General features: G+C 67.5%; 15 protein-coding genes and 2 pseudogenes. 8 read left to right on the top strand and 9 right to left on the bottom strand.

Features of this window, described 5'->3' with window-relative positions:
* Positions 1-342: 342 nt before the first annotated feature.
* Positions 343-984, bottom strand: a complete 642-nt coding sequence (locus WMF45_RS37255; protein WP_437710539.1) for a hypothetical protein — start codon at positions 982-984, stop codon at positions 343-345.
* 125 nt (positions 985-1109) lie between these two features.
* On the opposite strand from WMF45_RS37255, the gene WMF45_RS37250 reads away from it, so the two are divergent.
* On the top strand, positions 1110-1313 hold the full coding sequence (locus WMF45_RS37250; RefSeq protein ID WP_437710537.1) for a hypothetical protein: 204 nt from the start codon (positions 1110-1112) through the stop codon (positions 1311-1313).
* A gap of 50 nt (positions 1314-1363) precedes the next feature.
* Here the strand turns inward: WMF45_RS37250 and WMF45_RS37245 are convergent, their stop codons facing one another.
* Entirely contained in the window at positions 1364-1984 is a 621-nt protein-coding gene (locus tag WMF45_RS37245) for a hypothetical protein (RefSeq protein WP_437710535.1), read from the bottom strand.
* Between the two features lie 742 nt (positions 1985-2726).
* A pseudogene (locus WMF45_RS37240) lies at positions 2727-3446 on the bottom strand (threonine ammonia-lyase, biosynthetic); the annotation flags it as partial.
* Between the two features lie 170 nt (positions 3447-3616).
* On the opposite strand from WMF45_RS37240, the gene WMF45_RS37235 reads away from it, so the two are divergent.
* Complete coding sequence (locus WMF45_RS37235) at positions 3617-4858, top strand: ISL3 family transposase (RefSeq protein ID WP_437710533.1); 1242 nt, start codon at positions 3617-3619, stop codon at positions 4856-4858.
* 8 nt (positions 4859-4866) lie between these two features.
* Here WMF45_RS37235 and ilvA read toward each other — a convergent pair.
* Positions 4867-5670, bottom strand: a pseudogene (ilvA, locus tag WMF45_RS37230) (threonine ammonia-lyase, biosynthetic); the annotation flags it as partial.
* Between the two features lie 260 nt (positions 5671-5930).
* Between ilvA and WMF45_RS37225 the strand changes: the two are divergent.
* The gene (locus WMF45_RS37225) at positions 5931-6971 is read left to right on the top strand and encodes a formylglycine-generating enzyme family protein (protein ID WP_437710531.1); all 1041 of its coding nucleotides are present in this window, start codon (positions 5931-5933) and stop codon (positions 6969-6971) included.
* A 111-nt stretch (positions 6972-7082) separates the two neighbouring features.
* Here WMF45_RS37225 and WMF45_RS37220 read toward each other — a convergent pair whose 3' ends face one another.
* Entirely contained in the window at positions 7083-7994 is a 912-nt protein-coding gene (locus WMF45_RS37220; RefSeq protein ID WP_437710529.1) for a hypothetical protein, read from the bottom strand.
* 538 nt (positions 7995-8532) lie between these two features.
* Entirely contained in the window at positions 8533-10224 is a 1692-nt protein-coding gene (locus WMF45_RS37215) for a GAF domain-containing protein (protein ID WP_437710527.1), read from the bottom strand.
* Positions 10225-10405: 181 nt separating this feature from the next.
* On the opposite strand from WMF45_RS37215, the gene WMF45_RS37210 reads away from it, so the two are divergent.
* Positions 10406-11839, top strand: a complete 1434-nt coding sequence (locus tag WMF45_RS37210) for a formylglycine-generating enzyme family protein (RefSeq protein ID WP_437710525.1) — start codon at positions 10406-10408, stop codon at positions 11837-11839.
* A 70-nt stretch (positions 11840-11909) separates the two neighbouring features.
* Here WMF45_RS37210 and WMF45_RS37205 read toward each other — a convergent pair whose 3' ends face one another.
* The gene (locus WMF45_RS37205; RefSeq protein ID WP_437710523.1) at positions 11910-13028 is read right to left on the bottom strand and encodes a hypothetical protein; all 1119 of its coding nucleotides are present in this window, start codon (positions 13026-13028) and stop codon (positions 11910-11912) included.
* 478 nt (positions 13029-13506) lie between these two features.
* Here WMF45_RS37205 and WMF45_RS37200 point away from each other — a divergent pair, with 478 nt between their 5' ends.
* From WMF45_RS37200 to WMF45_RS37185, 4 genes are all read left to right on the top strand, one after another.
* Positions 13507-14802 carry a S1 family peptidase gene (locus WMF45_RS37200; RefSeq protein WP_437710521.1) on the top strand — a complete coding sequence of 432 codons (1296 nt, stop codon included), beginning with the start codon at positions 13507-13509 and terminating at the stop codon, positions 14800-14802.
* A gap of 180 nt (positions 14803-14982) precedes the next feature.
* Positions 14983-16095, top strand: coding sequence for an ABC transporter substrate-binding protein (locus WMF45_RS37195; protein ID WP_437710519.1), 1113 nt, complete (start codon positions 14983-14985; stop codon positions 16093-16095).
* Positions 16096-16661: 566 nt separating this feature from the next.
* Positions 16662-17108 (top strand): DUF2147 domain-containing protein, encoded by a 447-nt coding sequence (locus tag WMF45_RS37190; protein WP_437710517.1) that lies wholly within the window; start codon positions 16662-16664, stop codon positions 17106-17108.
* 110 nt (positions 17109-17218) lie between these two features.
* Positions 17219-17449 carry a VF530 family DNA-binding protein gene (locus tag WMF45_RS37185; protein ID WP_437710516.1) on the top strand — a complete coding sequence of 77 codons (231 nt, stop codon included), beginning with the start codon at positions 17219-17221 and terminating at the stop codon, positions 17447-17449.
* 54 nt (positions 17450-17503) lie between these two features.
* Here WMF45_RS37185 and WMF45_RS37180 read toward each other — a convergent pair whose 3' ends face one another.
* Both WMF45_RS37180 and WMF45_RS37175 read right to left on the bottom strand, forming a co-directional pair.
* Positions 17504-17965 carry a macro domain-containing protein gene (locus WMF45_RS37180; RefSeq protein ID WP_437710514.1) on the bottom strand — a complete coding sequence of 154 codons (462 nt, stop codon included), beginning with the start codon at positions 17963-17965 and terminating at the stop codon, positions 17504-17506.
* Positions 17966-18349: 384 nt separating this feature from the next.
* Positions 18350-20836 carry an arylsulfatase gene (locus WMF45_RS37175; RefSeq protein WP_437710512.1) on the bottom strand — a complete coding sequence of 829 codons (2487 nt, stop codon included), beginning with the start codon at positions 20834-20836 and terminating at the stop codon, positions 18350-18352.
* Between the last annotated feature and the right edge of the window lie 131 nt (positions 20837-20967).

Here is a 20967-nt window from a genome sequence, read left to right as displayed (position 1 = left end):
TGGGCCTATGCCGTCCGAGGGGGTGCGATCCGTCGTCACGCTCTCCCAAAATCCCCGGGGATGCGACGGATCGCGACGGTTCGCCACCGCGGAACAGTCCCGCCAGAGAAATCGGTCGATGACGAGCGGTCGCCGAAAACGATAGCGATTCCCATAGCGTCCGCCTGTTTCGCCGCCGAGGGCGGGGCCGGAATGGCCCAACGGGAAGCCCTTCGCCGCTGCATTGCCCGCGGTGAAGGGCCTATCAAGCGACAGTAACTTCTCTCCGGCGGAGATCCGCTCAGCCGCCCCCCTCGGCGCTGCCGTGCTTGCAAGAAACCGATCGCGTCAACACGCCGACGCTCACTCCACGGCGATATCGACCGCCCCTGCAGCGGGGAACGAGAACGTCTGCTGCTTGATCGCATGATCGAGCCCCACACACATGCCGTTGGTGCAATCCTGGTCACCCCAGAAAGTTACATGCGCGGTCAAGGTGCCAGCATCGAGCGCGACGAGCTTGTCGCAGGCTGGGGGGAATTCGCGGCTGTCTTGACACTCGGCGGGCAGATCATGGTGCTCGAGGACCCGGCCATCCCAGGTGAGCTCGACGCTCTCGTTCGGCCCGAGGGGTTTCAGCTCGCTCGAGAGGCAATCGAGCGGGCCCTGGTCGTCGTTGTCCATGTACCACCCGCAGGTGGGCCACCCGGTCAGGCCGGGCGATTGCGGCATCGCATCGCCCTCGCTGACCCTGAACGCCCTCGAACATTCGCCGTTGTCGTCGTAGTAAATCGGCGTGGCGCGCTTGTTCGTGAGTTTGAAGACCACGTTCCCCGGCGACGCCTCGTCACGCAATGCGTCGCACTGGGATGAGGCCCCGCCATCGCCGCCTTGGCCCCCCTCCCCGCCGCCACCGCCCTCACCGCCGCTGCAGCCAAGAAGCGCAATTCCCAAGAAGCTGAGCCAAACAACAGGATGACTTTTCACGGGGACGTACATAAACATGTTTCGTGCCATGTGTCACAATGAGCATCTAAGTGGCTGATTTTGCGAGGGTTCGCCCCTGGCGGCGACAAACACCCGTGTGCCAACGTGGGCCAGAACCGGCCGCGCTGCCCTCCTCAGACTTCTTGCTCGACGCGCGCACAGGTCTCGACGAAGTCTCGATTCCGCCGCGAAGGATTTTTCCAGACCTGGCGCAGCATCCATCGGGCACGATTGCGCGCATCGATGGCCAGCGGCAACGTCGCGAGCAGGCCGATCGCGCTCCCACGTCTGCCTGCAAGATCGAGCAGAAAAACCGGTCGATGACGAGCGGTCGCTGGAAACAGTAGCGCGCGTCGAGCGTGGTAGTGTGCGCTATTCGACGCGGCGCCCCGTGGTCCTAACGGCCAGATCGCCGGAACGCTTGGCCTCCGGCCCAAGTCCCAAGCGCGACGCCACCTTGCTGACGGAGCACACGTTGTCGGCAGGGCCGCACTGGAACAGCCGCATCGTGCATTCGATGCCGTGCACGCGGGCGTAGCTGGCGCCGTGGATTGCCCCGTACCGCTCGGACATGCCAGGCGGCGAGGTCCTCGCATGCCTTCCCGGCCGCAGGGCACGCGTCGGAGAGAGCGCGACCGCGCATAGCCGCCGTGAGGGCCGCGCGGCGCTTCTCCAGCCACGCCACGGTGTCGCCGTGGAGCCGCTCCTGCCCGTCGACGTAGAGGCGATGAGCATCCTCGAGCTCGTTGCCACACGTGCTCTTCGTCGACGCGGTCGGCATGCGAGCGCGCAGGCTCTGGATCTCGTCGAGAACCCCCTTCTCACAGGCGAGCAGCGGCTCGAAGCCCTTCGTCTTGCCGTGACACGTCGCCCACTTCCAGTCCGCCGCCGCGACGGCCTGCCCGAGGTCGTAGTAGGCGCGGAGCGCACGGACGGCGTCGTCCGCCTCAGCATCGTCGGCGACCGGCGGCATCACCGCGGCGGCCGGGGATACCGTCCAGTTCTCGTTCCTCAACACGACCGGATGGCGCAACAGCTGCCGCTGCCGCCTCGAGCTCTCGTTCCCCGCGGGCTTCTCCCTCCCGTCCGGCTGGAGCTCGGAGACGGTCGACGGGCACACGGTGTACTACGTGCTCGGCAACACGACGCCTCCGCCGATCACGCTGGGGCCGTGGGGCAAGTACATGACGGTCGAGACGCCTGTCGTCCGCACGTCGGAGGACGGCGACATCGCCCTCCAGCACGGCTCGACGACGTTTGCACGGCTCCGATCGACGAGCGGACCCGAGCAGCCTGGCGACATCGGGTTCACGGTTAATAGCCGCGTGCGCATGTGGAACCCCGCTATCGGCGCGGCTGAGCCTGTGCTGCTCCGGTCCGGGGAGCGGTCGCCTCACCACGAGCGGCGCGTGCACGCGCAGACCGAGCAGATCGTCAGGAAGGAAAGGCGTGGTCGCGTGGAAAGAGCTCACGCCGGGCGAAGCCCTGTCAGGAGTCAAAGAGTGACCTCGGGTGGCTCCGGAGGGATCACCACGCGACGGCGGGCGGTGGGTGCCGCTCGAGACCTACCTGGCCGTCCGGATCGTCCGACATGCCCTCGGAGCGTCCGACAGGATCTCCGACACGCGCACGCGTGGGTCAAGCGCTCGGAGTCCGCGCGGGCAAGAGTCGACGCTCACCTGAGCACGCCCACCAAGCGCCCAACCAAGTCTGGGTGACGGACGTGACGTACATCCCCACCGGCGAGTGCTGGGGTTTCATCATCTCAAGAAGAGATGATAGGCCGCATTCTTCGTCTCTTCGATGAATGGATAACCGAGGTCGGTGAGAAAACGGTCGAACTCGTCGTATTCCGGCTCCGGGACCTGCAAGGCGGCGAGGACTCGCCCGAACGCGGCGCCGTGGTTGCGGTAGTGGAACAGGCTGATGTTCCAGCGCCCGCCGATGTGCGTGAGGAACTGCATCAGCGCCCCGGGGCGCTCCGGGAACTCGAAACGTAGGAGCCGCTCGTTCGCTGTCGGGGCGCGCCCGCCGACCATGTAGCGCACGTGCAACTTGGCCATCTCGTCCATGCTGAGGTCGATGACCGGAAGCCTGGCGTCGTGGAGGCGCTCCAGAATTTCGTCGCGCTGCTTGCGCCCGTGGGACAGGCCCACGCCGACGAAGATCTGCGCCTCGTCCACACGCCCAAAACGATAATTGAACTCCGTGATGGTCGCGCGCCCGAGAAGCTGGCAGAACTCGCGGAACGCGCCCGGTCGCTCCGGAATGGTGACCGCGAACAGCGCCTCGCGCTGTTCGCCGAGCTCTGCCCGCTCGACCACGTGCCGCAGGCGGTCGAAGTTCATGTTCGCACCGCTGAGGATCGCCACCAGCGTCTTTCCGCCCAGGCCCTCGCGTTCGACGTACGCTTTGAGGCCCGCGACCGCCAGCGCGCCAGACGGCTCGGCGATCGAGCGCGTGTCGTCGAAGATATCCTTGGCTCTCCGAGATGTTTGGTGGATGCGCGGCGGCGTGACCTCGCCCTGGCGCCCGCGGCGTTGCAGGCGGCCCCGGCTCAGGAGGGGCACGGTGCGATTGGGGATGGAACGCGCACAGCCGACGGGCTACCTCGGGGGTTACCACACCAACCCATGGAGCCCGATCGGCCGTGCGCGCCACCACTTTGCTCAACAATGTCCTCGGAATCAAGTTCACTCGCGTCACTGGCGCGCAATTCACGGCGGACGGGCTGGTCTGCGACGTCGAGCCGACCACGGAGATCCCTCGCTGCGGAGGGTGCGGTCACCAGGTGAGGAAGGTGTACGACCAGCGGAAACCGCGTCGCTGGCGTCACCTCGACCTCGCTGGCATGTCGCTGGAGCTCCAGTACTCGCCGCGGCGGCTGTGTTGCTCGCGGTGCGGAGTGACCACCGAGATGGTGCCTTGGGCCGACCCGATGAGCTGGTTCACGCACGCTTTCGAGGAGACGGTCGGGTACCTGGCGCAGATGGCCTCGAAGACCGTCGTTTCGGCGATGATGCGCGTCGCGTGGGCGACGGTCGGCGCGATCATCGGTCGCGTGGTCGAGCGACGGCTGCCCCACGACATCCTCGACGGGCTCACGCACATCGGCGTCGACGAGCTCTCCTACAGGAAACACCACAAGTACGTGACCATCGTGGTCGACCACGTCACCGGGCGCGTGGTCTGGGCGCGAGAGGGGAAGAACGCCGACACGCTCCGGACCTTCTTCCAAGAGCTCGGCTCGGAGCGGTGCGCGCTCCTCCAGGCGGTCACCATCGACATGTCGAACGCGTACATCTCGGCGGTCTCGGAGTCGGCGACGAACGCGCAGATCATCTTCGACCGCTTTCATGTCCAGCGGCTGGTTCATGACGCGCTCGACGAAGTACGCCGTGCAGAGGTGAGAACGATCGAAGATCCAGAAGAGCGCAGCGCGCTGAAGCACACCCGATTCGCGCTGCAGAAAAACCCTTGGAACCTGACTGGAATCGAGCGAGCGAAGCTGACCGAACTGCCGAAGGCGAATGCGACGCTCTACCGCGCCTATTTGCTCAAGGAGTCGTTCGCTGCCATTCTCGATCGGCGTCAACCGAATGTCGCACTGGCGAAGCTCGAAGAGTGGATATCGTGGGCGACGCGCTCGGGCCTCAAGCCCTTCGCCAAAGCGGCGCGAACAATTGGTCGCCATCTCGATGGCATCGTCGCCTACGTCGCAAGCGGGCTGTCGAACGCACGCTCGGAAGGCACCAATGGCAAGGTGCGCACCATTACGCGACGGTCGTACGGCCTTCACGGCGCCTCCTCCCTCATCGCGCTGATTCACCTCTGCTGTTCAGGTCTCGCACTGCAACCGGTTCACACCTGGCCACGCATCCACCAAACCTAAAGGAGAGCCATATCCTTGATGGCGGCACAGATGGCGTCGGTGTCCACCACGATCACGTCATCCACGCACCGCTGGGCGATGCGAAACGGCTCCTCGCCCACCTGACGGACCGCCACGCCGTCGGCGAACAGCCCGACCTGACTCAGCCGTACGCGCTCGCCCGCGTCGAGCGCCGCGCGCAGACACGCGGCGTCGTCCGGCTCCACGCCGATGAGCTTGATCTCGGGGTACAGATGCTTGATATACGCGCCGATACCGGCGATCAGCCCGCCGCCGCCCACGGGCACGAAGATGGCGTCCAGCGACCCGCGATGCTGGCGCATGATCTCCAGGGCGATGGTGCCCTGACCCGCGATCACGTCCGGGTCGTCGTACGGGTGCACGAAGGTCAGCCCCTCGCTCGCTTCGAGCGTCTTGGCATGGGCGTAGGCTTCATCGTAAGAATCCCCGATCAGCTCGATCTCCGCGCCGAGCGCGCGCACGGCGTCGACCTTGATCCGGGGAGTCGTGGTCGGCATCACAATGCAGGCGCGGATGCCGAGCCGCTGGGCGGCGAGGGCCACCCCCTGCGCGTGGTTGCCCGCCGAGGCGGCGATCACGCCGCGCGCCTTCTCGGCCGCGCTCAGCGAGGAGATCTTGTTGTAAGCGCCGCGCAGCTTGAAGGAGAAGACGGGCTGCAGGTCCTCGCGCTTGATCAGCACGCGGTTGCCCAGGCGCGCGGAGAGCCGCGGCGCATCCTCCAGGGGGCTTTCCTGGGCCACGTCGTAGACGCGGGCGCGCAGGATTCGCTCGAGATAACCGCTTGGTGCCATTGGGGCGTCGAAAGCTACGGTCCTCGGCGCGCATCGTCAACTCGTTCGTGGAACACCCCTCAGGGCATCTCTCCGGCGGCCGCGCGCTCTGCTCATTCGGGCGCTACGGCCTCGAGGCCGTGGATGTCGGCCCTTGATCCACCTCGCGCGTCCTGCGGCCGAGCCGCGCCCGCGCGCGTCACACGAGGATGCCCCTCCTCCGACCATCCAGCAGCGTTCTATTGATTCCTGGCTCTCGCCTCGATAACAGAGGTACGAGCATGAGGAAGCGATCTGCGCGGTGGTCCTGGGTGGCGCTGTGCCTGCCGGGCGTCGGGTGCACGACGATCGTCGGGCTGGACAAGCCCTACCATCCAGTAGAGGAGCACGGCGGCAGCGGTGGCGGCGGCGGCGCCGACGGCGGCGGCGGCCGTGGTGGTGGTGGCGGCAGCGTGGAAACCGGCAGTCGTTGCGTCGGGCTGCCTGCGACGTGCGGGCCGGCGGAAGACGAGAGCTGCTGCGCGAGCGAGCTGGTGACCGGCGGCACGTTCAACCGGAGCAACGACCCGGCTTTCCCGGCCACCGTGAGCGACTTCCTGCTGGATCGGTTCGAGGTCACGCTGGGGCGGTTCCGCGCGTTCGTGGACGCGTATCCCGGGAGCCGGCCAGCCGTGGACGCGGGCGCTCACCCGAGGATCGCGGGCAGCGGGTGGTACGCGACGTGGGACGAACATCTGCCGGCGGACAGAGCGAAGCTCCTGGAAGGGCTGCTCTGCGATTCGGAGGGCACGGCGTGGGTGTGGACGGATGAGCCCGGCGCGAACGAGCGCCTGGCGATGAACTGCGTGAGCTGGCACCTGGCGTTTGCGTTCTGCGCGTGGGACGGCGGCCGGCTGCCGACAGACGCGGAGCTGGGCTACGCGGCGGCCGGCGGCGCCGAGCAGCGTCCATATCCGTGGTCCGCCTCGCCGGACGATGTGGCCATCGATCCGGACCACGCCGTCTATGCCTGCAATGGTAGCGATGCGGCGGGGTGCGTGATCGAGGACGTCCTTCCGGTCGGATCGAGATCACCGCAGGGAGACGGGCTGTTCAAGCAAGCGGATCTGGCGGGGGGCGTGTGGGAGTGGGCGCTGGACTGGCACGTGGATTATACGCCCGACTGCGTGGACTGCTCCGTCACGACGGGCGGGACGGAGCGGGTGATGCGCGGCGGCGGCTGGCGCAGCGTCCCGGAGGCGCTGCTCCTCTCCACCCGCGACCATCGGGTTCCGACGACCCGCGCAGCCGGCATCGGGGTCCGGTGCGCGCGGGATCCGTGAGCGACGTCTTCTACCGTCACGGGTACGACACCACGGAGTGCCCACAGAACTGGATACGGTGGCAGCCGAACTGACGACAGCACGAAAGCTCGGGACAGTGTCCCGCCCGTATCAGGGCGTGGGCGCCGCGGTGAAGACGTAGCGCTCGCCCTCCGGCATTGTCGCGCTAACCTCGTGAAGCACGGTGTCGCGGAAGCGGAGCTCGAGCGCCACGGGCAGCTCGGGATGAGTCGCCGGTACAGGGCCGATCGTGAGGGTGGGCTCATGCCACGCCATCTCGCTCGCCCAAAAGGCGCCCAGATCGCCAAAGATGAGCGGCGAAGCGTTGACACCCAGACTCAGCGCGTAGGAGCGATCGGTCGAGAACGCGTCGCCCGGTGCGCTGCTCGGATCCAGGGTCAAATCGTAGCTGCCTTGGTGTTCGCGCAGCGCGGTTCCGAGGCGCTCGTCGTGCGCGAGCCATTGTTGCGAAGGATCGGTCCGCAGCCACGCCGTCGGCCCGTACCACGCTGAAACGCCGTGAAAGCGGCCCGCCATGCGATCGCCGGATTCTGCGACAAAAGCGTCCGCGGCATACCGGTATTCGAGGGCCATGAACGCGAACTCGGCGCGCCCGTTCACGATGCGCCCGGTGAGCGGCGTGCACGGCCCCAAGGGATGGGGCACCCCGTCGACCTCGAGCCCCGAGAAGCAACCCTTCCCGGACAACACGCTGCCGCGCTGCTCGATGTCCACGGCGACCGGGTCTTCAAACCCGAACATGGCCCATGTACCGCTGATGTCCAGCTCTGGTGTCGCGCCAGGGCCGGAGCCGCCGGAGCCGGACGCGCCGGAACCAGAATGCCCAGAGCCGCTCTGGCTGGAGGCGCCCGCGCCCGAACCCGCGCTGCCGGCGTTATCGATCGCGCCCGCAGCGCCCTCAATGGCCGAGAGCTCAGTCACTCCGCAGCCGGCGAGCATCATCGCGCTCAGGGCCGTGGCCCACCGCGCACGAGATCCGCTCGATACACCTGTCGAACGCATCGCTCAAAACTATACGTGATACGTGCTCGCGTCAAGGTGACCCGGTTCAGCGTCCCGCGCGACGCAATAACGGCGAGACATGACGAGCGGCATCGCTCAGTCGCGCCCGGAACCGGCCGCTGACGAGAACCGTTCTGCCGGAACGCGCTATCCAGATGTAATAAACCCGTCCAGCTGGATGTCGTGCGGTACCCTGTGAGCCTGCGAGGGCTAAGAGCACCTAACGCGTCCCCGATCGCGTTCCCCTCCTCCGAAAGCACTACCGATTTGTCCAGGTGCAATCGGGGTTGCTCGGCTGGCAACCGCTGTGAAGCTTAAGCTCTGCCCCTTGGACCGCGCCTCCCCATGCATTCATGGCCAGGCTTGGGTCCCTGTCGCTGACCCACATTCCGTCTCGTCGTCTGGCTCGCTTTCGGCCTGCTAGAGCGACAAACGGGTTGAAGCCGCACGCAAACGGCGAGAAGTTGAGACGCCAAGAGACGCCGAGAGACGCCAAGATTTGATGGTTTTTTGAGGAGTCTTTCCTCTCGCGGGCGCTTCACCGGACCTTGCGGAACCTGTCTCCGCCGGCGCCGGGCGCCGCCGCGGCGGCCTGGAGCGGGCGGATCTCCAGGCCCCGCCGCCGCAGGGCGTGGGCGATTCCCGCCTGGAGATCGCCGCGGGTGGTCACGCCGCTCAGGTCCACGCCGAGCTGCACGATGGTCTGCGCGACGGTGGGCGCGATGCCGACGAGCACGACCTCGGCGCCGAGCAGCGCTGCCGCGCGGACGGCCCGGAGCAGATGGTCGGCGACGCCCGTGTCCACCATCGGGACGCCGGTGACGTCGATGAGGACGACCGAGGCCTGCTCGCGCTCGATCGCGGAGAGCAGCGAGCCCATGATCTGCGCGCTCCGGTTCGAGTCGACCGTGCCCACGAGCGGCAGCACCAGGATCCCGTCGTGGACCGGGATGACGGGCGTCGAGAGCTCGCGCACGACCTCGAGCAGCCGCGCCTGGCGGTCGTAGGCCTGCTCGAGCTGCGCGAGCTGCTCGGTCCGCTCCCGGTCCCTCCGCGCCCGGAGGATCGCGGCGGCGAGCTGGTTCCCGAACGCGGCGATGAGCGCGACCTCGTCCTCGGTCATGCGCTCGTCCGAGCTGCCGACGCCCAGCACCCCGAGCGCCTCTCCGCCCGCGCGGAGGGGCACGTACACCCCGGTCCGCAGGCCGGCGTTCGTGGCGGCCTCACCCCAGCCTTCGGCCTCGCCGCGCTCGCCGAGATCGTGGCGCACCACCGGATGGCCTCGATGAAACGCTGCGACCGCCGCGCTCCCAGGGTTGTCCAGCGGGAGCGAGATGGAGAGATCGACTCTGAAGCTCCTGCCGATCCCGGCGCGGGAGGCGAGCACGCCGCGCTCGTGGTCCACGAGCCCGATCCAGCTGATCACGTAGCCGACCTCGTTCACAAGGAGCTCCGCTGTCCTGTCGAGCAGCGGCGCCTCCTCGGAGATCACGGCGACGGCGTCGCCGGCGCGGTAGAGCGCCTGCACCAGCCGGACCTTCTCGTCGATCTGCTTGCGGCTCCGGATGCCGAGCAGCGTCACGGCCGAGAGCTGGGCGACGAGCGTCAAGAGCTGCCGCTCCTCCGGCGAGTACACGTGAGGCGCGCCGTAGTTGGCCGACAGCGAGCCAAGGAGCCGGTCGCCGTGCATGAGCGGGAACAGCGCCATCGAGCGAATGCCCATCTTGTCGACCATGAGGCGCCGCGTCGTCTCGTGGAGACGCGGGTCGGTGGCGCAGTCCTCGTACAGGATCGGGTCGCCCGCGGCGATCTTCTCCAGGCCGGGGTAAGCCGAGCGCTGCAGGCGCGCGCCGGCCGGGAGGGGCGGCGCGCCGGCGCGCTTCCAGACGCCCACGATCTCCAGGACGCTGTTCGCGTCGTCGCAGAACCTGCTGAGGTAAAAGGCGTCGTGGCCCAGGCAGGACAGGCTCTCGATGGCCGCCGCGAACAGGGACGCCTCGTCGGTGGCGCACGTGATCGCGCGGGTCGCCGCGATCATGGCGGGCACGAGATCGAGAGGCGCCGGCGTCCCGCCGAGCTCACGCGCCCCGTCGCTCGCCGGCTGTCCGTGCTGGTGCCCGTCCGGCCCTGACGCGCTCGCCGTATCCTGACGGGACGCCGGCGGCGCACGAATTTCATCCCGCGTCCCGTGGAGCGCCGCAGGCGATCGGGGGTCGTCTGAGTCCGTCATCCGGCCATACTACGTCTCGTTCTTGTCAGGTGGAACCTGATGCCTCCATCGCCGTGCTGCGCCTGCACCTCGCTGTGCGATGGGACGCCGCCGTGAGGTCGCTCCTTGGCGGCGCGGCCGAGCACGAGGCGGAAGGCGAGCGCCGGTGGACAGCGAGAGCGGTGCGGCAGTAGGACAAAGTATGGCGAAGCGGAAGGGCGCGAGATGGTTGTGGGCGGGGTGGGCGCTCACGGCGGGCGGGTGCGGGTGGTTGGCGGGGCTGGAGTCCAGCTACTACGTGGTGGCGGAGGGCAGCGGCGGGAGCGGAGGAGGCGCAGGCGGCGAGGGAGGCGGCCGGAGCGGGAGCGGTGGAGCTGCCGGGACCGGCAGCGAGGGGAGCGGCGGGAGCGGTGGAGCTGCCGGGACCGGCAGCGAGGGGAGCGGAGGAGCCGCAGGCGCAGGCGGCGCGGGGCCTGGCGGGAGCGGGGGAGACGGCGGGAGCGGCGGAGACGGCCTGAGCGGGGGAGACGGCGGGAGCGGCGGAGACGGCCTGAGCGGCGGGAGCGGCGGAGACGTGGCGTGTACGCCCGGGGGGAAGGAGTGCGTGGACCAGGCGTGCGTGGAGGGGAAGTGTCGTGGGGAGTGCGGGCCGGAGCAGGTGCGGTGTACGGCGACGGACAACCGGCCGCAGCGCTGCGATGAGCGCGGGGAATGGGAGGATGCGGCGCCGTGTGGAGCGGCAGCGCCGGCGTGCGACCGAGGGAAGTGCGTGCCGCGGAGCTGTGTCGGGCTGACGGAGACGTGCGGTCCCGGGCGCAACGAGAGCTGCTGCGCGACGGGTGCGGCGATACCCGGGGGAACGTTCAACCGGAGCAACGACTCCTCGTATCCGGCGACGATGAGCAGCTTCTTGCTGGATAGGTACGAGGTGACCGTGGGACGGTTCCGGAAGTTCGTGGAGGCCTATCCCGGGAGCAAGCCCAGGGCACGAGCAGGAGAGCACCCGAAGATCCCGGGGAGCGGGTGGGACGCGGCGTGGGACAGCCGCCTGCCCGCCGGTGTGGCGGCATTGAAGACCGCTGTGAAGTGCGAGTCGACCTACCAGACGTGGACGGATGGCTCCGGCGCGAACGAGCACCTTCCGATGAACTGCCTGGACTGGTACGTCGCGTTCGCGTTCTGTGCGTGGGACGGAGGCCGGCTGCCGACGGAGGCGGAGTGGAACTACGCGGCGGCGGGAGGAGGCGGAGCGGACGGGCAGCGGGAGTATCCGTGGTCGAAGCCGCCGAGCTCGACGACGATCGACAGCACGTACGCGGTGTATGGCTGCGGACCCGACGGTTCGTGCGCGTTCAGCGATGTTCAGGCGGTCGGGTCGAAGTCGCCGAAGGGGGATGGAAAGTGGGGGCAGGCGGACCTGGGCGGGAGCCTGTGGGAGTGGGTCCTGGATTGGTACAAGAACCCGTACGACCCATCGTGCAATGATTGTGCAAATTTAGCCCCCTCCACGGACCGGGTGATCCGGGGCGGGAGCTTCTACGTCGATGCGTCGGAGCTGGTCTCCTCCTTCCGCGTCGACTTCGACCCGGTGCTCCGCAACCGCGGCATCGTGGCCCGGTGCGCGAGGACACCGTAGCGTGAGAGGGCAAGCTCCGGCTCCTCCACACGAGCGCCGACGAAGCCATCCACGTTGATACCGAACGGCCTCATGGCTGGGGGACGACCTCGCTCGTGGGGTTGCCGTCGATGTCGCCGACCACGTTGTTGGACCAATCAGCGTACGTACACGTCGCGCACGACGCCGTGTAGCCCCAGTGGCTCGGGCCGAAGACGTTGTTGCGCAGGATCATGTCCTTGCCGTTCTCGGGGTAGAAGTCGTAGGCGCCGAGCGAGACGAAGTTGTCGTGGACGTCGTAGTCCTGCAGCGTCGAGCCGTCGACGCTCTGGGTGAAGAGCACGGCGGTGATGGCTTGCCAGTAGTTCGGCACTTCGTTGCCCGTGGCGGCGTCGACGCCCGGCTCGAGTCGGTTGTGGCCGATCTCGAGCGGGCCGCTGCCCCCGTACGGGAAGACACCGCCCGTATGCGCGAGAGAGGGGTCGGCCAGGTGCGCGATGTAATTGTCGTGCAACCAGCTCTGCTCGATGACGGTGTTCTGGCCGCAAAGACACATGCCGCCGGTGTTGGCCACGTCCACCCGGGTCAAGCGGATGGTGCACGTCGCGCAGGCGTTCACGGCATGCTCGGTAAGGGCGGCGTTCGTACCTCCGAGACCGACGGGCTCGGGGCGGATGGTGGTGTCGCTGATGTTCAACGTGAGCGGCGCGGACTCGTCGGCGTTGACCAGAATGCTGCGGTTCGTGGAGCCGGGCGGCGGCGCGATGATCGAGTTCGTGATGTTGACCGTGCCGTGGCAGCCGGTGCCGATGTAAATGAACGCGTGGAAGTACATGTGGTCCAGATTGACAGTGCCGTTGCAATCGTACAGGTCCCACTCTTTGCTTTCGTCGTCGCTGGGCCACACTTCGGTGTACCCGGGCGGCACAGGGAGCTGGGGATCGGATTGGGCGTAGGTACCCACGCCGGGGGCGCCGACGGTGAAGCGATCGGGGTAGCCTTTGGTGCCTGGAGCGCTGCCGCCTCCTGCTCCGCCGCCGCTTCCGCCGCTCGTGCCTTCGCCGCCGCTGCCTCCGGTGCCTGACGACATGGATGAGGAGCTCGACGTCATCTCGCCGTCACCGCACCCGGCGAGGAGGGCGCTCAGCAAGACCACCCCCGGCAAGCCCGGTCCGAGCGTTGCTGTTGGATGATGGGTCGTTCTCTTCATGAGATCTCCTTCGCTTTCGGGGACGTCGCGTCGCTCGTGATCGGAGTTGCGGCCCGAGCCGTCCGCGGTCTTTTGTACGCCGGTCCTCATCCTCATGGGCCACTCGTTTTCAGGGTCATGGGGAGGCTGCCGGCGCGGGCGAGGTGCGGCGGGATGTCGCCTCGTTCCACGCCTCGAACGCGGCCGTTTCAGATCGCCGCCTGGCGCCGCTTGGGGTAGCGCAGCATACTCTGGACGTCATTCTTGAGCGTCGCGGGCGGATTTCGTACGCCCGCCTCCGGGCCTGCCGCTCCGGCTGTCGCTTCACCGGTTTCAGCCCGGTGCCCCCATGGGTCTGCTCGGAGACGCCGTCGCCGAGCCTGGCACGCCGCGATCACAGGCCCCGTCACGTTGATTGCTGACGAAAGCTGGCTCCTGGCGGAGGCGGACTCCGCCGGCGCGGGCGATCGTCTGAACAGAATCATGATGTGGAGGCAGAATGAAGAAGAGAGAACTTGGTCATCAGCTTGGTCTCGCGGCGTGCGCGGGCGCCGCGCTCGGCCTCTTCACGGGCTGCGCGATGGATGTCGCGTCGGACGAGCCGATCGAGGCGCTCGGGTCGCATTCGTCCGCGATCGTCGGCGGCGAGCTCGCCGAGGCGAGCCCCTGGGCCGTCCAGGTCTACGACGTGCGCGGCAGCACCGGCGACTTCTACCAGTGCACCGGCACCCTCGTCGCGGCGCGCTGGGTGCTCACCGCGCAGCACTGCATCGCGGACGAGGGCGAGACGTCGGCGGTGCGCGTCGGCAGCAACACGTACGGCGCCGGCCAGCGCATCGCGGTCGACGCCGTCGAGGTGCCCTCGGCCGCCGCCGACATCGCGCTGCTCCACCTGACCCAGGACGCCAGTGGACCGTTCGTCCAGCTGGCCCAGGCGACGTCGGTCGCGGTCGGCAGCGACGCGACGGCCTACGGCTGGGGGAGCGAGGGCACGCCGCTGGTGATGGCGCCGTCGCTCAAGAAGGCGACCCTCCACATCGACGGCTGGTACTCCGTCGAGGAGCTCCTGGCGACGGGCGTGACGGGCGCGGGCTGGAGCGGCGACTCCGGCGGCCCGTGGTTCGTCGATGGGCGTCAGGTCGCCGTGTTCTCGGCTTCGAACGGGCAGAACGGCACGAACCTGCACGCGAAGCAGCTCGGCGTCGACGTCGCGCGCCACCGCGCCTGGATCGACGCCACGATCGCCGGCGGCCCCACCGTCCACCCCAGCAACCAGGTGGTGCTCCACGATCTCTCGAACTTCTCCGGCATCTCGCAGGGCTTCGGGATCGGCCGCTACGACCTCCCGAACCTGACGATCATCGGAGACAACCGCGTGAGCGCCATCCGGGTCCCCGCCGGGCTCCGGGTCACGGCCTTCATGCACGGCAGCTTCGGGGGCGAGGCGCGCGTCTTCACCTCGGACACGGATCTCGTGGCCGCGGGCTTCAACGACACGATCTCGGGCATCATCGTCTCGAACGCCTCGGACCCGCAGCTCGACGTTGTCACCTTCTACGAGCACGCCAGCTACTCGGGCCAATCGGTCATCTACGGCGTCGGCTCCGGCCACTTTTTGAGTACCCCATGGGACCAGAGGGTCAGCTCCGTCCGCGTCCCCTCCGGCTTCCAGCTGACGCTCTACAACGGGCTCTGGCGCTACTCGGCCGAGTGGCGCGTCCTCACGGCAGACGCGAACCTCGCCCCCCTCACCTTCGACAACCAGACCCGGAGCTTCCTTATCGAGCGCCTGTAGGAGCGAGCGCGCGCGCGCGGAGCGGCCAGCGCTCTTCGCGTCGCGTCGCGGCGCGAGTCGAGCGCCGAGTCATCCCCACGCCGGCCGCGCGAGGCCAGGACAGCGCGCTCTCGCGAGCCTTGCTCAGTGGGCCCCTTCCGGGCATAGTGCAACGAATCGTTGCATGAGTGACGCCAACCCATGAATACGCCACTGCCGCTCCCTGGAGCGGAGCGGACCGACGGATCCTCCGTCCAGATCGGCGCTCTCGTTCCGCTGACTCGGCCCGGCTGGGTCGAGGCAGGCCGGCACTTGCTCGCTGGACTCGAGCTGGCCGTTCGCGAGGTCAATGACGCCGGCGGGATCGTCGGAAGACCGCTCGAGCTGGTGGTCCGAGACTCAGCGGCTGATCCGCAGAGGGCCGCGGCGGCCGTCGATGATCTGGCTCGCCTGGGCGTGGCTGCCTTGGCGGGGGAGTATCACAGCGTCGCCGCGCGCGCCGCTGCCGGCAGGGCCGACGCCCTCGGCCTGCCGTTCCTCTGCTCGTCAGCGGTCCTCGACGCGCTCACCGAACAGCCGACGGAATGGGTCGCGCGCCTCGCTCCGGCGCAGTCCCACGGCTGGCGGATCTACGCGGACTTCCTCCTCGGCGCGGGCCACAGGCGCATCGCCGTTGCAGCCGATTCGAGCGTCTACTGGGCGTCTGGGGCCCGCATTCTGCGGGACTACCTCGCTCCACGCGGCGGCACCGTCATCGAGCTCGACATGCGCGCGCTCGCCCCTGCGGCCGTGTGCGACGAGCTCGTCGACAATCGCGCGACAGCCCTCCTTCTCCTGGTCGGCTACCCGGAGCCGGCGGTGTCGATCGTCAAGTCTGTCCGCCGCGACCAGCGCCTCGCCGAGATCATGATGGGTGCTCCGGCCGGGCAACCGGAGCTCGCCGGATGGGCGACGTTGCTGGGCGCCGACAGCGCCGCCATCCCGTTCTTGCGCTACCTGCCCGAACGCCTCAGCCCGCTCGGTGCCCGGGTCGAGGCGGCGCTGCGCGAGCGGCTGGCCGAAGCGCCCTCCTTCGTCGCCTTCGAGGGCTACGACACGGTCGCCGTCCTCGCCGATGTGCTGCGTTCTCACGGCGCGGACAGGGCGCCAACTGCCGGATCCTGGGCGCGCGTCGCCGTCGAAGGCACCCGCGGGCAGATCCGGTTCTCCCGCACGCCAGGCATCAGCGTCTGGCAGTGGGCCTGGTCGCCGGTCCAGGTCGTTGATCGAGATCCGGCGGACCCCGATCGCTTTCGGATCCTTCACGCCGGCTGAGAGAGCACGTAGGCCCGACTGCCGGCGGCGCCGCTCGAAGCTCGTGGGCATCACCGGTCCGACCGTACGGCCACGCTGCACGCGCTGGTTGACCTAGAGAACCTTACATGACCGCCTCAGTCGGCGGAATGGCACCGGCCCAGCATGGACGGACGCGCGCGGCGCGCGGCGCGAGGCGCGAGGCGCGAGGCGCGGGCCATGGGCAGCTTGGCCACGGCGGGATCCAGCCCCGTGGAATCAACCGTTCTCTGTTCACCCGACGTTCCGGCGCGCCGCCGCACGGCGCCGTTGCGCTCCACGAACCCGCCCGGTACCCTCGGGGGAAAAATGACGTCCACCGCGCCGCAGGGCTGCTGCGAGAGAGCCATGTCGGCCGTTCGGCTCCCCCTCCGACCAGAGCCCTGCCTCCCGCCGCCGCTCCCTCCGGTCCGATGAACAAACGGCGCGGCGCCCCGTCCCCCTCCGAGGCGTGTTGCACTCAGCGGCGCGCACCGACATGCGAATCAAGCACCACGCCAGGGCCGAACGCCGTGGCTTTGCAGACCGATGAAAGGAGTTGTGACGACATGAAGAGGTTCTTGGCTCTTTTTGCCGCCCTGGGTTGCTCCCTCGCCACTTCGCTCGCGCTCGCGGATCCTCTCCCTGTGACCGGCCAGTGGCGGACGATCGATGAGCAAGGGGTCGAGCAGTCGGTGGTCGAGATTTACGAGAAGGGCGGGAAGATCTTCGGCAAGATCGTGAGCCTGAAGCAGCCGCTCGACGAGAAGGGGAAGCCGAAGATCTGCACCGCCTGTGAGGGCGCCTACAAGAACAAGCCCATTCTGGGGCTCGTCATCATCTGGGACATGGTCCGCGATGACGACGAGTACGATGACGGTACGATCCTGGATCCGAACAACGGCAAGACCTATAGCTGCAAGCTCGAGGCGATCGAGGGCGGGAAGAAGCTGAAGGTGCGCGGCTTCTTGGGCATCTCCCTCCTCGGCAGGACCCAGACCTGGCTGAAGAAGTAAGATCTTCTCATCCACCGGTCATCGGCCGCGACGTGCGGCGGCCGCCGCGCGACGTGCTACACCGCGGGCTCACGCCGGCCCTCCGGGGCGATCGGCCCCCGAGCATCGATATGACTCAGCCCCAGCCCGACAATCCTCTTCACGGCGTCACGCTCCAGATGATCCTCGAGCACCTGGTCGCGCAGCATGGCTGGGAGCAGCTCGGACGCATGATCGACATTCGCTGCTTCAAGTACGATCCCAGCATCAAATCGAGCCTGCACTTCCTGCGACGGACCCCGTGGGCCCGGCAGCAGGTGGAGGCGCTCTACCTGCGGGACAAAGCCAAGCCCGGCCCGTGACAGGCCCGCTCGATCGCACGCCGAGCGCCGGGTTCCGGGAGCGGCGCGGTGCCGTCAGGCGCCCTGGGCGCGCACGAACTGCTCGTAGACAACGAGCGTGACCGGCTTGTCGTTGGCGACCTTGACGAGGATGCTCTTGACGCGCAGCCATTCGAGGCCGGTCTTGCCGGCGCCCACGCGCGGCACGCCGATCCGCGCGATCCCCGCCCCGGCGGCGTGCGTCACCATCGCGGCGAGCGAGCGCTCGAGCGCGGCGAGCGAGGGCCTCTTCGTCGCGTTCTCCTGGATCGCGAGGCTGTACACCGTGTCGTCGCCCTCGCTCCAGACGAAGGCCTCCCCGAGCTGGAGCTTCCGCTCGGCGCTCCGCTGCTCGAACGCCGGGAGCAGGCCCGGCCAGCGCTTCTTGAACGTCACGGAGATCCCCGTGTCCATGTTGCCCACGCAGCTCACGCCGTGCGCGTACGCGTGAAGATCCGGGGTGTTGAGGAGATCGCCCTTGGTGAAGATCGTCGGCACGCGGGGCACCCTAGCACTGCCGCGGTCAGTTTCGTGAGATGCCGACGGGCCCGCGAACGCGAGGCGAGGCGCCGCCGATGCCCCCGCCGCCTCGAGCGCGCCGTTCCGGCCGACCCGGTACGTCCGCACCGGCACCCTCCGTACGAGCCGGTCGTGCTCGCTCCAGCGCGCGGCCTCTTCCTCCAGCCCGAGCAGCCGACCGATCGCCTCGTGAACGACCCAGGCCGCCACCTCATCCCCGAGGGCGGGGGACGGTGTGGCTCAACAGGCGCCATCGTTCGCGCGCGCGAACGATGGCGCTCTGCGCCATACGTCGAGGTCGAGCCCGACGACCGGCTCGCCATGGGGAGCTGCGGGCGGCTGGCCCGCGGCCGGGTCAACGTGTCACTGGATCGCCTCCAGCGCGTGCAATCTGTGTTCGGGGCTCACCTTGGCGGGTTCGCCCGTCAGCTCGATCTCCGCCCAGTGCACCTTGCCGGGGAAGCGGTTGTTCCCGCTGCCTGCGAAGTCGGGGCACAACGGGCCGCCCGTCTTCTTGCCGACCATCAGGAAGGCGTCCACGTTGAAGATAATGGGATTGGTCTTGAGGAGTTGGCCCGGCGGCAAATCCTTCGGTGTATGGTTGAGCGGGTCCTCGCCGACGGCCGGGGACGCGACGAGCGTGAGAGGCTTGAACTCGTTCTCCCTGGGCCACTTGATGAGGAGCTCCACCCTGCCGCCCTCGCCCGTATCCGTGCCTGTGTAGGTGAACTTCATGCGGACCTCGTACGCTTCGGACAGAGGCAGCAGCAGAGATTCGGCTTGGACGTAGTAGCGTTCGAGCCCCAGGTAGTTGTAGACGTAAGTAAGCCTTCCATCTTTGACATAGAGGCCAAAGCCGCCGAAGTCGTTGCCCCGGGCGAGGATCACGCCGTTCGGCGCTTCCCCGTGGGGGCCCTCGATCTTGGCCGTGATCATGAACGAGCGGTTGAAGTTGTTGATCACGCACGGGTCGGAGACGAAGCTGCCGTCGACGTACCTCTGCTTCGTGCCGACCGGGGGGGCCGACTGTTCCAGGCGCTCTGTCTTTTCGTCGTTGAGGGGAAAGACATTATATCGAGCCGCCGTGATCTCGAAGAGGTTCTTTAGCTGCGCTAGCCTTTCGGGCTCCCTCTGGGCGAGGTTGTTCGCCTGGGTCCAGTCCACCTGATGCGGCGACTCCTCGCCCCATGGGTACGTGTAGTAGAGCTCCCACGTGTCCTTTTCGTAGTCCGGATTGGATTCGAAGTCCCAGGGCTTCGAGTGGAGGGTGACGGCGGTCCAGCCGTTATGGTAGATGCCACGGTTGCCAAACATCTCGAAGTACTGGGTCGTGCGGAACTCGGGCGCATTCTGCTCTCTGAACGTCCGGAGGAAGCTCGTACCCTCGACGGGCATCTGCAGCACTCCGTCGACGCTCAACGGCTCCGGCAATCCGGCCGCCTCGAGGATCGTCGGAAGCACATCGATCACGTAAGTGAATTGGTGTCGCAGCCCCCTGTCGCCCCGGACGATGTGGTCTTTCCCGTCGCCGTCTTTCCCTGGCCAATGGACGATCATGCCGTTGCGCGTGCCGCCGAAGAAGCTGGCGACTTGCTTGGTCCACTTGTACGGCGTGCACATGGCCTGGGCCCAGCCGATGGCATAGTGATTGTACGCTTCCTTGGTGCCGAACTTGTCTATGTTGTCCTTGATGATCGTCTTTTGCTCATCGAGCGGTTTCTGGATGCCATTGAAGCCGATCATCTCGTTGAAGGTGCCCATGAAGGTGCCTTCGGCGGAAGCGCCGTTGTCGCCGAGGATGTAGATGATCAGCGTGTTCTCCATGAGGTGGAGGTCCTCGAGCGTCTTGATCACCCTGCCGACCTCCTCGTCGGTCTGCTGGAGGAAGGAGGCGTAGAGCTCCATCTCGCGGCGCAGGGAATCCCTCATGTCGTCGAACATCTCATCGTCCCACTTCGGGACGTCTTCGTTGACCGCCGCCTCCGCGTCCTCTGGAATGAGGCCGAGCGATTTTTGTTTTTTGCAGATCGTCTCGCGCAGCTCGTCCCAGCCCTTGGCGAAGTCCTCGTTGTCCTTGTACTTGTCAAGCCAGGCGTCCGGGATCTGGTGGGGCGCATGGGTCGCGCCGGGCGCGAAATAGATGAAGAAGGGCTTGTCCGGCGCCATGGCCTTCTGCTGCTCGATCCACTTGATGGTCTGGTTTGTCAGATCTGTGGTCAGGTGGTAGTCCCCGTCGTGCGGCGTCTCGATGTAGGTCGTTCCATCGTAGAGGGTAGGGTAGAACTGGTTGGTTTCGCCTGCCACGAAGCCATAGAACTTCTCGAAGCCCATGTACGTGGGCCAGTGGTCGAAGGGCCCCGATGGGCCGGTCTCCCAGACGGGCACCTCGTGGCACTTGCCGAAGTGGGCCGTCGAGTAGCCGTTGTACCTGAGGATCTTGGCGATCGAGGCGGCGGTGTTGGGGATCATCGAGGTGTAGCCGGGCGCGCCGGTATACAGCTCGGTGATGCAACCCATGCCGACGGAGTGGGGGTTGCGGCCGGTCAGCAAGGCGGCGCGCGTCGGGCTGCACAGGGCTGTCGTGTGGAAACGGGTGAATCTGAGTCCGCCTTCGGCGAGCCGCTTGGCTGTCGGGGTACTGATGACCCCCCCGAAGGGCTCCGCGGCGCCGAAGCCCACATCGTCGAGCAGGATGAGGAGCACATTGGGGGCCTTCGAGGGCGGTTTGATCGGCTCGATCGGAGGGAAGTGGGAGGCTGGGTCCTGGGCATTGTACATCACCGGGCCGACATAGGGCCGGTCCGGAATCGGCAGGATTTCGCGCTTGAGAAGGTCTCGATCCAACGGCATGGGTGACTCCTTTCGATGGGAAGTTGTTAAGGAATATTCACGATCATTGGAAAGTGTCGAAAGTAATACTGGATGAGGCTCCGGGAGCGCTTGGGAGATTCAGCAGGGGAACGGGAGGCATTGCCACAAGG

The sequence above is a fragment of the Sorangium sp. So ce448 genome (genome assembly GCF_051520915.1).
GTDB lineage: Bacteria > Myxococcota_A > Polyangia > Polyangiales > Polyangiaceae > Sorangium > Sorangium cellulosum_B.
This window is presented reverse-complemented; position numbering and strand designations above follow the sequence as displayed.